Genomic DNA, 13,547 nt, shown 5'->3' with positions numbered 1-13,547 from the left:
GATCACACCACGGCCAAGATGCGCATAGCGGTTACGCCCTGCGCATCTTTAGCCGTGTCCGCAGGAAAAGCGCGATCGGTCTCGGCGGCGCGGCGACAGTGACGGGATCTTGAAAGCATCGATCGCCGCGGCCTCGAGCGCGCCGGAGTCGAATGCCACGCGGCTGGATGCCGGCTCCGGATGGAATCGCTTCCAGTGGCAGCCTAAGGTAGGGTCACGTGCGCACCAGACCGGGGCGCCGCAACTCAAACGGGACGACGACGATGGAATGGCGGGAAGACTGCGAACGTGTCGATTGGGAAGAGTTGTCGGCGCTGTACCGGGTGGCGCCCTTGGGCGATAAGCCTGCGCGCGATCTGGCCGTGGTGTACGGGAACAGCCGCTACGTGTGCTTCGTCTACGACGAGCAAGGCCTGATCGGCGCCGGCCGGGCCCTGGCCGACGGACTGGACTGCTCTTATCTGTGCGACATCGCCGTGCACCCGCGCGCGCAAGGCAGCGGACTGGGCAAGGCCATCGTCCAGCGCCTGGTGGCGCTGTCGACCGGCCACCGCAAGATCATCCTCTATGCCAATCCGGGTAAGGAGGGCTTTTACCTCAAGCTGGGCTTCCTGCGCATGCGCACGGCCATGGCGATCTTCGGCAACCGCGAACGCGCGCTGGCGACCGGGCTGGTCGCGGAGGACTGAGCCGGCCAGCGGGGCCGAAAAAATCTTTCGCCGGCCGTGTCGATCCGCGCCGCCGCCGTTCGTCGCTCCAGTGAATACCGAATTCCAGCGCCGCCGTGGCGCCGGATCGCCGACCTGGAGACCGACCATGAAACTCGCCACCCTGGCCCTGTGGGCCTGCACCACGCTCGCCGTGCTTTCGCCGGCCGCCGCGATCGCGGCCGAAACCCCCGCCGCGCCCGCGCGCCCCGCCGTCACCGTCAATGCCGACGTGACCAAGGCGCGCAAGGAAATCGGCGGCATCAACTACTACTACGAAGTGCGCGGCAAGGGCGAGCCTCTGCTGTTGTTGCATGGCGGCCTGGGCGCCATCGAAATGTTCGGCCCGGTGCTGACCCAGCTGGCCGAACACCGCCAGGTGATCGCCGTGGACCTGCAGGGCCACGGCCGCACCCCGCTGGGCCAGCGGCCTTTCAGCTGCCAGGCCATCGGCGACGACCTGGCCGCACTGACCCGGAGCCTGGGTCATAAGCAGGTCGACGTGATGGGTTACTCGCTGGGCGGTTGCGTGGCCCTGCGGATGGCGATCCAGCATCCGCAGCAGGTGCGCCGGCTGGTGCTGGTGTCGGCCGGCTACTCCGACGACGGCTTCTATCCCGGCATCCGCGCGCAGCAGAACGGCCTGACCGGCGCGATCGCGCCGATGATGAAGGACACGCCCATGTTCCGTACCTACGAGGCGATCGCGCCGGACGCCAGCGAGTTCCCGCGCCTGCTCGACACCCTGGGCGAGTTCATGCGCGCGCATTACGACTGGTCGGCCGAGATCAAGCAGCTCAAGGGCCCGGTGATGCTGGTCTACGGCGACGGCGACATGTTCAAGCCCGAGCACATGGTGCGCTTCTACCAGTTGCTCGGCGGCGGCCTGCAGGACGCAGGCTGGGGCCGCGAGACCCTGTCGCCCAATCGCCTGGCGATCCTGCCCGACCTGACCCACTACGACATCTTCGCCTCGCCGCGCCTGGCCGCCACCGCGCTGCCGTTCCTGGACGGTCGCAGCGATGCCAAGAGCTGGGCGGAGCAGGTGCCGGCGCAGTAAGTGCGGCAACGGCGGCCGCCGCTCTCGATGAGGGTGGCGGCCGCTGGGCATGTGCCGTGAACGGCGCTACGCTGCGGCCAGGGGAGCGCAGGGACGACGCGTATGCAGGGCGAGGCGAAAGCGGGCTTCAGCTATACGGAACTGGAGCGGCGGTTGAAGGCGCTGCCCGAGGGGCCGGTGAGCGTGCTCAATACACCGCGGCCGTTCGCCATCGCCAGCATCATCGGCAACTTCGGAATCATCCTCGGCTTGCTGCCGTCGTTGCTGATGACCTTCATGACCCAACAGATGTGGATGGTCACGATGGCGAAGATCGGCCTGATGGTGGCGATCATCGGCTCTGCGCCGGAGTTCATTCGTTCTTTGTGGGTCGTGCCGCGCAGCTTGTGGCGTTGGCGCAACGAGCAAGTGATTCAGCTTGATCACGACATCGTGCAGTTCCGCGAAGTCGTCGTTTGGGTGAGCCGCTTCCCGGAGAAAACGATAGGCGAGCACCTGCGCTTCGTGCGACGCGCGCAGGCGCGTGTGGCATCCAAGATGGGCCTCCTGACCGGCGGTGTGGACAAGCTTGGCGTCGCGCCGCTGCTAGTAGCACTGGGCATACAGCTCAAAGCTTTTTTGGATTGGGGGCAAACGCCTTACTGGCAGTTGCTGATCGGCCTGCTGCTGGCGATCGCCTATTTGATCGCTTTCGTGGCTCAGCTGATGCGGCTGCGGATGCAGCTGTATGAGTACGTGTTGGAAGAGGCACTGGAAGCCCACGTCGGCCGTAGCTATTCGCCCGGTCCCGTCGCTGGTTCACGGCCGTAAACCTCGGTGGGGGGCGGCGCCAAGAGCAAATCCCCCACAATCCCCCTTTTTCAAAGCGGGAGGTAAAAGCGGCCACCCTGGCGCGCTCCCCTGCTGTATCGTTCGGCCTTCGCCCGCCGCAGCCGAAGTCCCGATGAGCCAGACCGCCCTGTCCGCCCCCGCCGCCGAAGCGCCGCAGGGGGCCGCGATGAAGCCGCGCCAGTTGGTGATGATGGGGCTGGGCAGCGCGATCGGCGCGGGGTTGTTCCTGGGCTCGGGCGTGGGCGTGCAGGCGGCCGGGCCGGCGGTGCTGCTGTCCTACCTGATCGCCGGCACCCTGGTGATCATCGTGATGCGCGCGCTGGGCGAAATGGCCGCGGCGCGGCCGGCCAGCGGCGCCTTCTCGGTGTATGCGGCCGACGCCATGGGCGCCACCGCCGGCGCCACCCTGGGCTGGCTGTGGTGGGCGCAGCTGGTGATCGTGATCGCAGCCGAGGCGGTGGGCGCGGCCGGGCTGCTGGCCACGCTGTGGCCGGGCGTGTCGGTGGCGGCGCTGTCGGTGCTGTTCATGGCGGTGTTCACCGCGATCAACCTGCTGGGCGTGCGCAACTTCGGCGCCTTCGAATTCTGGTTCGCGATCCTCAAGGTCGCGGCCATCCTGGCCTTCATCGCCATCGGCATCGCCCTGCTGGCCGGCTGGCTGCCGGGCGTGAGCTCGCCGGGGCTGTCCAACTTCACTGCCCACGGCGGCTTCGCGCCCAAGGGCTGGGGCGGCGTGGGCGCGGCCTTGCTGGTGGTGATCTTCGCTTTCGGCGGCACCGAGATCGTGGCCGTGGCCGCGGCCGAAACCCAGGACCCGGTGCGCAGCATCACCCGCGCGATCCGCACGGTGGCCTGGCGCATCCTGGTGTTCTACATCGGCTCGCTGAGCGTGATCATCGCGGTGGTGCCCTGGACCAGCGAGGCGCTGAAGTCGCCGTTCGCGGCGGTCCTGCAGGTGGCCAACATTCCGGGCGCCGCGGCCGCGATCACCCTGGTGGCGGTGGTGGCGCTGCTGTCGGCGCTCAACGCCAACCTCTACGGCGCCTCGCGCATGATCTACTCGCTGGCCGAACGCGGCGAAGCGCCGCGCTTCCTGGGCGCGGCCGACCGCCGCCAGGTGCCGGTGGCGGCGGTGCTGGCCAGCGTGGCCTTCGGCTTCTTCGCCGCGCTGCTGGAGCTGTGGTACCCGGAAAAGGTGCTGCCCGCGCTGCTCAACGTGGTCGGCTCGACCTGCCTGCTGGTGTGGGCCATGTCGCTGATCTCGCAGCTGATCCTACGCCGGCGCGCCGACCGCCTGGGCACGCCGCTGCCGTTCCGCATGGCCGGCTTCCCCTACCTGACCTGGCTGGGCCTGCTGATGCTGGCCGGCATCTTCGCCCTGGCGCTGCTGACCGAGGGTCCGCGCATGCAACTGCTGTCCACGGCGGTGTTCACCCTGGGCATCGCCGCGCTCAGCGAGGTGGCTCGTCGATTGCGCTCGCGCGGCTGAGTTGCTGCAGCAAATCGAGCGTTCTTTCGAGCCGGCCAGTTCGCGCCCGCTGTAGCTGTCTTCGCGGCTCAGCGCTTTGTTGATGGCGTGACTCGGGAGGTGGTTGCCGGACAGGGCGCTGGCCGCATGCGGTTACTTGGAGGGATGCAGCGATATCGCGACTTCTAAAGCAACTCTAGAATAGGCAACCCCGCCATCGCGTGCCGGCTGCGACTTTAGCTCGTCAAGCGCATAAACCATCTCTACCCAGAATCCTTCGCGAAAAAGCGCAACATCCCGCTCGTCATTGGTATAGATGCCGACAGAGCGAATAGAGCCATCGTGTGCGATCAAATCAATCGTGTCGTTAGCGTCGCAGCTATCCTGGCTAACAACATATGCACGGCTTATCTGGCCAGACACAAAAAGCAGCGGCATGTTCCTGAGCTCGATGTTGCTCCACCACTCTGGTGAGCCGAAAAGGCCATGAGTCCCTTTCAGCCCCATAAAGGGTCTCGACTCATCTTTGGTCAGAGTCTGCGTTAGAGCGACTCTCTCGGGATCGCTCTCCAGTTCACTGGAGAGCGAAAACACCCGCTTCATCGGGAAGCCCAAACGATCAAGATCTAACAGCATTTGTGCTGCCCTTAGGTGCTATGGCTCAAAGCGGAGAGTACCAGCCTGCAAGAGCTGAAATGACCTGCGATGGGCCAGGTTCACCGCTTGCCTGGCGTCCCGGATTGTCCTTTGGCATCCAGTGCACTACGAAGACGCTCCGAAAGCTCGCGATCGGAGGGCGCAAGCGCTTCGATCATCGCGTCGATATCGGACGCAGGTAACCATCTGCCTCGCGCGAATACGCCGTGGATGCGGCCGACATTGCGGATGTCGGCCAGCGGGTCGGCATCCAGCAGCACCAGGTCGGCGCGCTGGCCCACGCGCACCGCGCCGTTGCCGCCGTCGCGGTCGAACAGGCGGTGGGCGTTGATCGAGGCCGCGCGCAGCACTTCCAGTGGGGTCAGGCCGATCTCGCGCAGCTCGAGCATTTCCTGGTGCACCGATATGCCGAAGGCCAGGCTGGGCAGGGCGGCGTCGGTGCCCACGGTCAACGGCACGCCGCGTTTCCATAGTTCGCGGGTGAGCAGGCGCGAGAAGTCGTTGCCGGCGGAGAAGGTGTCGGCGCCGGGCTGATTGCGGAACTTGGCGCTGAGGTAGTTGTTGCCGGCGGGCGCCCAGTCCAGGCGGGTGATCGGGTCCACCAGGGCGTCCCAGCCCGGCGGCGTCGGCGGCACTTCGTGCTGCACGTACATGTACACGATCTGCTTGAGCGTGATCAGGGTCGGGGTCACGCCCTGCTTGCTGCGCACCACCTGATCGACGAGCGCGTCGATGTCGCGCGGGGCCAGGTTGGATTCGCGGCCGAATCGGCCCAGCTCTTCGGCGTGGGCGATGTTGTCCAGCGGGTGCTCGAAGGCGTAGGCGCGGTCGGCGCAGCCGCCGCAGCCCAGTTCCGGCAGGTGGCCCGAGGTCGGCAGGCCGAGCCGGCGCGATTCCTCGACCACGGCGCGGTAGGTCTCGCGGTTGAGGAACTGGTAAGGCTTGATGAAGTCGTAGCCGCGTGCCTTGGCCGCGCGCACCGCGGCGATGCCGTCGGCGGCGGTGGTCGGCGCCTCGGGCTTGGACGCGGGCACGTTGTCCGGGCGCGGCACCAGGATCTCGGCGCGCGGGCCGTTGATGCGCTTGGCCACGTACAGGCGTGGGCCGATCATGCGCCCGGCGGCGATCTCGTCGCGCAGCCACAGCAGATCCTCGTCGCTGCGCACGCCGCCGCCCATGTTGGCCGCGCCGGTCACGCCGGCCTTGAGGAAGCTCAGCATCACGCGGCGGTCGTAGGCGTGTTCGCTGCCCAGATCCAGGCCGGCGATGGCCGGGTTCTTGCTGTCGCGCGGCGCACCTTCGGTGGCGATATGCACGTGCGCGTCGACCAGGCCGGGGATCAGGTACTTGCCCTGGCCGTCGATGCGCTGGGCGCCGCGCGGGGCGCGGGCCTGGCCGCGCTCGGCGACCGCGGCGATGCGGCCGTCGCGGATCAGCACGTCGCGATGGGCCAGCACTTCGTCGGTGTCGGCGGGGATTACGGTGACGTCGGTGATCAGCCAATCGCCTGGGGCGGCCGCGGGCTTGGGTGCGGCGTTCGCGGTCCAGACCGCGGCGGCCAGGGTCAGGGCGGCTAGGGTGTGCTTCATCCGGTGCTCCAGGCGTGCGGGGGCATGATACCGGCACGCGTTGGGGCGTCCGGTCATGGTGCGATGCAAGGCAGGCGCCGGAGGTTTACAGCGATGATGCGCCGCCTATGCATGCACCCAGAACGCGCTTTCGGCGAAGCGCTCGTCGCGCCACCAGTGCGCGGTGCTGTTGCCGTAGCGGAAGTTGCTGTGGCCGGCCTGGCTTTGCAGCGGCCGGTCGACTTCGCCCGCGGCGGTGCGGTGCGCGCGTTCGTTCGCGGTTTCCGGCACCACCGGCACGATGTGGCCGGATTTGCCCTCGGCCCGGCGCCGCGCCACGATCAGGCTCACCGCGCCCTGGTTGGCCTCCTCCTGCAGGCGCGTGGCGTTGGCGATCTGGCGCCAGCCGAACTCGCCGCCGAAATCGCGCAGCCAGCGGAACAGGTCGTTGGCGCGCATCTCGAACAGGGTGTCGCCGATCAGCGCCGGCACGGTCTGGCCGCGGCGCAGCTTTTCCACCGCCGGCGCGCTCCACCACACGCGCGGCAAGTAGACGCCGGCCAGGTGGCAGTAGTCGTGGGCGTAGATGTTGCAGAAGGTCAGGCCGGAGCGCGGTTGGTAGCGTTTGTGGCTGGGCTTGTCCACAGCCAGCCAGTCGATGATGCGGGCCAGGTCCTCGCGCCGCTGCGGCGCGTCGATGCCGGTGCGCGCGGGCTGGCCGTCTTCATTGAGCGAATGCGCGGTGGCGTTGTCGCGGCGGCGGGCGATGTGGCCGGGCGGGCGCGGCATGAACGCGGCGATCAAGCCGCTGCTGGGCGCCGCGCCCGCGGGCCGCATCACCGGGATGTCCTGCAGGCTGTTGTCGCGCCTGAGGAACTGGCTCGAACAGAAGCCGCGCAGCAGCGCGCCGAACAGGCTGGTCTCCACTTCCATGAAACCGGCCACCGCTCGGCCGCTGATCGCGCGCACCGGATGGCCGTCGGGCAGCTCGCCGATCACGTTGGCGGTGGCCGGCTGGCTGATGCGCGGCTCGCTGCGCAGGCGCAGGGTGGAAATGCGTGTGTCCACGCGGAAGAACGGCCCGCTGGCGGTGACCGGCGCGGGCGGCGGCAGCGGCGCCTCGCCGGGGCGCGGTTCCGGCAGCGGTGCCGGCGCTGCGGGTGCCGACACGGTCTGCGCCTGGCGGATGAAGTCGAAGATCGCCTGGCCGTAGAAGCGCTGGCCGTCGAAATGGCCTTGCTCCAGGCCGCGCTCGGGGCGGAAGCGGCCGGTGTTGTAGACGATGGCCACCGCGCTCAACTCCATCGTCGTCAGCGAGCTGCGGGTGTGCAGGCCCAGTTCGCGCAGACCGCGCTTGAGCTCGGCCACGCAGTGCGCCAGGCTGTCTTCGAAACGCTCGTAGCGCCGCTGCAGGAAGTAGTCCGGGTCGTCGCGGAAGAACTGCAGGTCGCGCTGGAAGATGCCGAAGCCATGGCAGAACTTGTTCGGGCGCGAGGCCGCGCCACGGTAGGCTTCGATGTGCGCGGCCATGTCGACCAGGGCCTGGCGCGCGATCTCGAACATGGGCTGGCCGCGCGGATGCGCGACCAGGTCGCTCTTGGTCTTGGGAAACGCGCTGCGGCCGGCGTTGGCGTCGAGCGTGTCGCCCACGCACAGCGCCAGGATGCGTTCCTCGCTCATCGAGGTGCGCCGCAGCAGCGGCCAGACCTCGCCGGTTTCCTGGCAGGCCAGGGCGGTGATCAGGTCCAAGGTGAGCGGGGTGCCGGCCAGTGCCGGCGCGATGCGCGCGGCGAAGCGCGTCTTGAACCACAGCATGTCGGCGCTGTTGGGCATGGCCAACCTCCTTGTCGGGCGTCGCGTCCGCCCGCGCCGATTCTCGGCGCGGTACACAGCGGACTAACGAGGCCGCGACACGGAGTCGGCCATGGCGGCGACGAGCGGTCGCCGCCAGGCTCCATTCTCCGCCGCAGTTGCGACGCGCCGGTCGGCGCGCCGCTCAGGGCAGGTAGTTCAGCGCCGCTTCGTCCAGCGCGGCGCAGGGCTGCGGATTGTTGAACAGCGCGTCCAGGTCCACGCCGGGCTCCGCGTCCAGGGCCGTGGCCAGGCAGCTGACCTGCTTGATGACGCGCGCGTTCTCCTGCCAGTCGCACCAGTTGGGCTTGGCGTTGCCCAGCGCGTTCTTCTTCCAGACGTTGCGCGCGCCGCCGCACATGCTTACCACCGGGAATGCGTACCAGCGCCCGCCGCTGTCCTGCTTGCCGAAGTCGCCGGTGGCCGCGCAGGTCAGCTGGTCGCGCCGGCACACGCGCGCGCACTGGTGCAACTGGATCGGCGGCAGGTTGGACGCACAGCCCTTGTTGGCCAGCTCCAGGTTGCACTCGCAGTAGTCGTTCGGCGCGTCGGCGATGCGGGTGACGTTGTAGCGGATCGCCAGCGCGGTGGAGGCGACCTTGCCCTTCACCGCGGCCTTGAACGCGGCGGCATCGGCGGCGTTGGCTTCCTGCAGCGAGATCAGCGGCCGTCCGGCGGCGTCGTGCTGGATGGTCGGCCAGGACTGCACACGATAGACATGCAGCGTTTCGCAGGGGTCGCCCGCGGGGCAGGCCGCGTCGGCGCGGCCGCTGTGGAACGTGGTGGCCAGGCCGGCCGCGGCGGCCAGCGTGACGAGTACGAACTTGTGCAGGGCGGGGCTCATGGCGCGTCTCCGTACGGACGTGAAAGGGACGGCGTTCGCGCGTGAGCGCACGCCTGCCCCTGAAAACGCCGCCGGGTCGCGCTTGTGATGCGCCATGTCACGGCTGCCCGCGTCGGATCGTCGTCCCGGTATACCCCGCGGCGCGGTCGCGGCGGTTCACTTCTCAGGAATCCCCATGGCCATGTTTCAGACCACAGCCGTACTCGCCCTGTCCAACCCCGCCGGCCTGTACGATCCGGCGCCCAACGGCTATTCGCACCTGGCCGCCGTCAGCGGCGCCGCGCGCTGGCTGCTGGTGGCCGGGCAGGGCGGCGAAAGCGCCGACGGCCGCCTGGATCCGGACTTCCGCGCGCAAGTGCGGCAGGCGCTGGCCAACCTCAAGACCGCGCTGGCCTCGGCCGGCGCCGGGCCGGCCGACGTGGCCAAGCTCACCGTGCTGATCGTCGACCACAGCCTGGAGCGACTGCAGGTATTCGGCAGCGAACTCGCGCTGGCCTTTGGCGACGGACCCAAACCGGCGTGCACGCTGATTCCGGTGCCGCGACTGGCGCTGGACGGCATGCTGTTCGAGGTGGAGGCGATGGCCGCGCTGGCGGAATGACGAACCGTCCTCAAGATTCGCCGGGCGCCGCCGCGGCGGCGTCGCGGCGCTGCGCGATCGAAGCCCGCATGCGCCGCAACGGCCCCTTCAACGGCAGGACCAGGCTGCGATACACGCGCGACAACGCGCGCCGCGATGCCGGCACGCGGTGCGCCAGCCCTTCCTCGATGGTGTAGACGCAGGGCGCGCACAAGCCGCAGGGCCGGCCGCGCAGCGGCCGGTGGCAGAACCAGGTCATGTCCATGATCGCGTCCCAGCCCTCGGCCGCGGCCTGGCGGGCGATGCCCAGCTTGTCGATATGGAACAGCGGAAAGCCGAAGCCGCCGAACAAGGCGAACTCGGCGCCACCGGCATGCCGCGGGTCCACGCGCATGCTGCGGTAGCCGCCGGCGTGCACGAACTCGGTCGCGTAGGGCCGCAGCAGCGCCTGCACCTTGTCGTCGACGTGCACGCCCAGTTCCATGTCCGCGATCGCGTGGCGTTCGCAGAAGGCGGGCAGCCAGGCGTACTGGTCGCCGATGTAGCTGCGCCGGCGGATCTCGCGCAGCGCGGCGGCCATGTGCGGGGCGACCGAGATCTGGTCGGCATCGGCGATGCGCAGCGGCCGCAGCAGATCGCGCGTATGCGGATAGGTCTCGCGCAGCCGCTCGCCGATGCGCTCCATCGTCGCCAGCTCCACCGGGGTGGAAGGCCGGGTCGGGTCTTTCAGGTAGTAGGGCGTCACCGCCAGCCGATGCGACAGCAACAACTGCAACAGGCGGAAGGTCGAATCCCAGCCGCCGGTCCAGAACAGATTCACGCTGCTGGCTTCGATGGCGGCGCGTGGCGCATTCATCGGGATGGAGCCTCTTTGACGCCGCCCGCAAGACATCGCCGCGAACGTTGCGCGTAAGCGCATGCTTGCGAAAACCAGATGAACCGAAGTTAAGGCCGCGACAGCGTCGCCGACGAACGACGGCTTCATGTGAACTGCGCAATTTGTGAATGCGATGCAGGCAGCATCGCCGCCGTGCACAGGCCACGCTAGGTCATGTTTGTGGATGAGGAGTGAACTTTTGCACTGCGAGCGGCGAGTAGTCTCGTGGCCTTCCTCGCGCAACGCGCCCACGTCATCGCTCGAGTTCACGCCATGCAAGCTAGCCCGGAACCCATGGAGGCGGTGGCCGTTCCGACCACCGCGCCCGTCCATGCCTTGACGGTGGAGTCGTTCTGGCGATTCGCCGATCAGGCTAAAGAGGCCACCGAGGCCTTGGCCGCGCAGAAGATGGCGCTGCTGCCGCAATTGCCGGTAGAGGCGCTGAGGCAGATCTGCACGCAGTACCGTTTTTTCACCATCGACTACATCAGCGACCTCGCCCTGCTGCTGGCCAAGCTGCCCTTCGGCGGCTTGCGCAGCCTGCTGGGGCAGATCCTGGCCGAGGAGTTGGGCGAGGGCGATGCCGGCAAGGCCCATCCGGTGCTGTACGACCGTTTCCTGGGCAGCATCGGCGTGGCGCCGGATTCGCTGGAACGGCGCCTGCCCGCCAACCGCGCCATCCTCAGCGGCCTGACCGACGAACTGTCCGCGCGCGGACCGGCCTTCGGCCTGGGCTTGCGCGGCATGGGCGGCGAATGCCTGTGCCAGACCTATCTGGCGGTGATGTTCGAGCACCTGCAGCGTCACCCGTATATGCGCGAGCATGCCGACGAGATCGACTGGGTGTTCTGGACCATCCACACCGGCGAAGAGGACATCATCCACGGCGAACTCACCCGCCAGGCCATCGACGACTACGTGCGCGAAACGCCGTCCGCGCTGCCGGAACTCGCGCGCGGCTACGAGCGCAGCATCACCGCCTGGAACCTGTTCTGGCAGAACATCTTCGATGCCTATGCGCAGCCGTCGAAGGTGCTGTCGTGAACGCCGCCGCGCCCCGTGCGATCACCCAGTTCCACCTGGCGTTTCCGGTACGCGACCTGGACGAGGCCCGGCGTTTCTATGGCGAGGTCATCGGCTGCCCACAGGGCCGCAGCGACGTGAACTACCAGGACTTCGACTTCTTCGGCCACCACCTGGTCGCCCACATCGCCGACGACCCAGGCGCGCTGCACGACAGCCGCTTCGACGGCGAGGCGGTGCCGGTGCCGCATTTCGGCATGAATCTGGATCGCAATGCCTGGGAAACCCTGGCGCGGCGCCTGAAGACCGCCGGCGTGCCGTTCCACGAGGAGCCGCACCTGCGCCTGAAGGGCAAGCCCGGCCAGCACGTGACCATGTTCCTGTTCGACCCTTCCGGCAATGCGTTGGAGTTCAAGTCCTTCGACGATCCCGAGCAGACCTTCATTCCATGAGCGCGCAACGCGAGGCGGCGCCCGAGCCCGCGCCGTCGCCGGCCGCGCGCAGCGACCGCGAACACCTGCTGCGCTCCTGGTCCAGCTATGCCGATGCGCCACCGGCGGTGATCGCCGGCGGCGAAGGCGCGCACTTCTGGGACGAGCAAGGCCGGCGCTGGCTCGACTTTTCCAGCCAGCTGGTCAACCTCAACGTGGGCCACCAGCACCCGCGGCTGGTCGCCGCGATCCGCGCGCAGGCCGAAACGCTGTGCACGCTGGCGCCGTACCACGCCAATGCAGCCACCAGCGAAGCGGCACGGCTGATCGCCGACGTCGCACCGCCGGGCTTGAACCGCGTGTTCTTCACCAACGGCGGTGCCGAAGCGGTGGAGAACGCGATCCGCATGGCGCGCCTGCACACCGGCCGGCACAAGGTGCTCACCGCCTACCGCAGTTACCACGGCGCCACCGCCGGTGCGATCGCCGCCAGCGGCGACCCGCGGCGCTGGCCGTCGGAGCCGGGTCCGCCGGGCATTGTCCGCTTCTGGGGGCCTTACGCCTACCGCTCCGCCTTCCACGCGGCCGACGCGGCGCAGGAATGCGAGCGCGCTTTGGCCCACCTGGCCGACACCATCGCCGCCGAAGGCCCGCAAGGAATCGCCGCGATCCTGTTGGAAACGGTGGTCGGCGCCAACGGCGTGCTGGTGCCGCCGGACGGCTATCTGCAGGGCGTGCGCGCGCTGTGCGACGCGCACGGCATCGCGATGATCGCCGACGAGGTCATGGTCGGTTTCGGTCGCTGCGGCCAGTGGTTCGCGATCGACCATTGGGGCGTGGTGCCGGACCTGATCACCTTCGCCAAGGGCGTCAATGCCGGCTACGTGCCGCTGGGCGGCGTGATCCTGAGCGAGGCGATCGCCGAGCGTTATGCCCACCGCGCCTATCCGGGCGGCCTGACCTATTCGGGCCATCCGCTGGCTTGCGCGGCGGCGGTGGCCTGCATCGGCATCTATCGCGACGAAGGCCTGATCGAGCGCGCCCGCGTCCTGGGCGAAACGGTGATCGCGCCCGAACTGGAACGGCTGCGCCTGCGCCATCCGTCGGTCGGCGACGTGCGCGGCCTGGGTGCGTTCTGGGGGCTGGAACTGGTGCGCAATCCGGTCAATCGCGAACCGCTGGTGCCATTCAACGCGAGCGGCGCCGAGGCCGCGCCGATGGCCGAGTTCGCGGCCGCCTGCAAGCAGCGCGGGCTGTGGCCGTTCGTGGTGGCCAATCGGCTGCACATCGCACCGCCGCTGGTCATCGCCGAACAGGATCTGCGCGAGGGCCTGGCCATCGTCGACGCCGCGCTGGACGTGGCCGACCGCTACTGCGTCTAGCCGACGCCGTCGTCCTCCAGCACCAGCCCGCGCGCGGCCAGCATGGCCTGCACGCGATCCACGGCGTAGGCGTAATCCTCCGGCGCCGCCTGGTCCAGTACCGGGTTGGCCACACGCGCGAACGCGGCCAGCACGTCGTGGCGGTCGCTACCGTCTTCGATCTGCGGCAGCTGCGCTTCCAGCGCGGTCAGCTCGGCTTCGAGGCGTTCGCGGCTCAGGGGCATGACGCGGCTCGCGGCGGGGATGATGGCCGGAGTATCGGAGCGGC

14 protein-coding genes are annotated in these 13,547 nt (G+C 68.7%); 8 read left to right on the top strand and 6 right to left on the bottom strand.

Annotation, left to right across the window (positions count from 1 at the left end; translation table 11 throughout):
- The first annotated feature begins 263 nt into the window (after window positions 1-263).
- From DX914_RS13405 to DX914_RS13390, 4 genes are all read left to right on the top strand, one after another.
- On the top strand, window positions 264-689 hold the full coding sequence (locus DX914_RS13405; protein ID WP_115859618.1) for a GNAT family N-acetyltransferase: 426 nt from the start codon (window positions 264-266) through the stop codon (window positions 687-689).
- Between the two features lie 127 nt (window positions 690-816).
- Entirely contained in the window at window positions 817-1,767 is a 951-nt protein-coding gene (locus tag DX914_RS13400; protein ID WP_115859617.1) for an alpha/beta fold hydrolase, read from the top strand.
- A gap of 102 nt (window positions 1,768-1,869) precedes the next feature.
- On the top strand, window positions 1,870-2,577 hold the full coding sequence (locus DX914_RS13395; RefSeq protein ID WP_115859616.1) for a hypothetical protein: 708 nt from the start codon (window positions 1,870-1,872) through the stop codon (window positions 2,575-2,577).
- A gap of 133 nt (window positions 2,578-2,710) precedes the next feature.
- Window positions 2,711-4,087: an amino acid permease gene (locus tag DX914_RS13390; RefSeq protein WP_115859615.1), complete on the top strand. Its 1,377-nt coding sequence runs from the start codon at window positions 2,711-2,713 to the stop codon at window positions 4,085-4,087.
- A gap of 132 nt (window positions 4,088-4,219) precedes the next feature.
- On the opposite strand, the gene DX914_RS13385 is transcribed toward DX914_RS13390, so the two are convergent.
- The 4 genes from DX914_RS13385 to DX914_RS13370 all read right to left on the bottom strand — a co-directional run bounded on the left by DX914_RS13385 (window position 4,220) and on the right by DX914_RS13370 (window position 8,986).
- On the bottom strand, window positions 4,220-4,702 hold the full coding sequence (locus DX914_RS13385; protein WP_115859614.1) for a hypothetical protein: 483 nt from the start codon (window positions 4,700-4,702) through the stop codon (window positions 4,220-4,222).
- A gap of 80 nt (window positions 4,703-4,782) precedes the next feature.
- Window positions 4,783-6,312 (bottom strand): amidohydrolase family protein, encoded by a 1,530-nt coding sequence (locus DX914_RS13380; RefSeq protein WP_115859613.1) that lies wholly within the window; start codon window positions 6,310-6,312, stop codon window positions 4,783-4,785.
- Window positions 6,313-6,417: 105 nt separating this feature from the next.
- Entirely contained in the window at window positions 6,418-8,124 is a 1,707-nt protein-coding gene (locus tag DX914_RS13375; protein ID WP_115860194.1) for a hypothetical protein, read from the bottom strand.
- A gap of 163 nt (window positions 8,125-8,287) precedes the next feature.
- Window positions 8,288-8,986, bottom strand: coding sequence for a hypothetical protein (locus tag DX914_RS13370; protein WP_115859612.1), 699 nt, complete (start codon window positions 8,984-8,986; stop codon window positions 8,288-8,290).
- Window positions 8,987-9,167: 181 nt separating this feature from the next.
- On the opposite strand from DX914_RS13370, the gene DX914_RS13365 reads away from it, so the two are divergent.
- Window positions 9,168-9,587, top strand: coding sequence for a RidA family protein (locus tag DX914_RS13365; protein ID WP_231118269.1), 420 nt, complete (start codon window positions 9,168-9,170; stop codon window positions 9,585-9,587).
- Window positions 9,588-9,597: 10 nt separating this feature from the next.
- On the opposite strand, the gene DX914_RS13360 is transcribed toward DX914_RS13365, so the two are convergent.
- Window positions 9,598-10,422: a hypothetical protein gene (locus DX914_RS13360; protein WP_115859610.1), complete on the bottom strand. Its 825-nt coding sequence runs from the start codon at window positions 10,420-10,422 to the stop codon at window positions 9,598-9,600.
- 294 nt (window positions 10,423-10,716) lie between these two features.
- Between DX914_RS13360 and DX914_RS13355 the strand changes: the two genes are divergently transcribed.
- Genes DX914_RS13355 through DX914_RS13345 form a run of 3 tightly spaced genes read left to right on the top strand, consistent with a single transcriptional unit; the run spans window position 10,717 to window position 13,279 of the window.
- A complete protein-coding gene (locus tag DX914_RS13355) occupies window positions 10,717-11,487 on the top strand; it encodes an iron-containing redox enzyme family protein (protein ID WP_115859609.1) in 771 nt (256 codons plus the stop codon).
- Window positions 11,484-11,918, top strand: a complete 435-nt coding sequence (locus DX914_RS13350; protein ID WP_115859608.1) for a VOC family protein — start codon at window positions 11,484-11,486, stop codon at window positions 11,916-11,918. The genes DX914_RS13355 and DX914_RS13350 overlap by 4 nt, the downstream gene beginning before the upstream one ends.
- On the top strand, window positions 11,915-13,279 hold the full coding sequence (locus DX914_RS13345; protein ID WP_115859607.1) for an aspartate aminotransferase family protein: 1,365 nt from the start codon (window positions 11,915-11,917) through the stop codon (window positions 13,277-13,279). Before DX914_RS13350 ends, DX914_RS13345 begins: the two co-directional genes overlap by 4 nt.
- Here the strand turns inward: DX914_RS13345 and DX914_RS13340 are convergent.
- Window positions 13,276-13,503, bottom strand: a complete 228-nt coding sequence (locus DX914_RS13340) for a hypothetical protein (protein WP_115859606.1) — start codon at window positions 13,501-13,503, stop codon at window positions 13,276-13,278. The genes DX914_RS13345 and DX914_RS13340 overlap by 4 nt on opposite strands.
- Between the last annotated feature and the right edge of the window lie 44 nt (window positions 13,504-13,547).

The sequence above is a fragment of the Lysobacter silvisoli genome (assembly GCF_003382365.1).
Classification (GTDB): domain Bacteria; phylum Pseudomonadota; class Gammaproteobacteria; order Xanthomonadales; family Xanthomonadaceae; genus Lysobacter; species Lysobacter silvisoli.
Note: the sequence above shows the minus strand (reverse complement) of the source record. Positions and strands in the feature narration are given on the sequence as shown.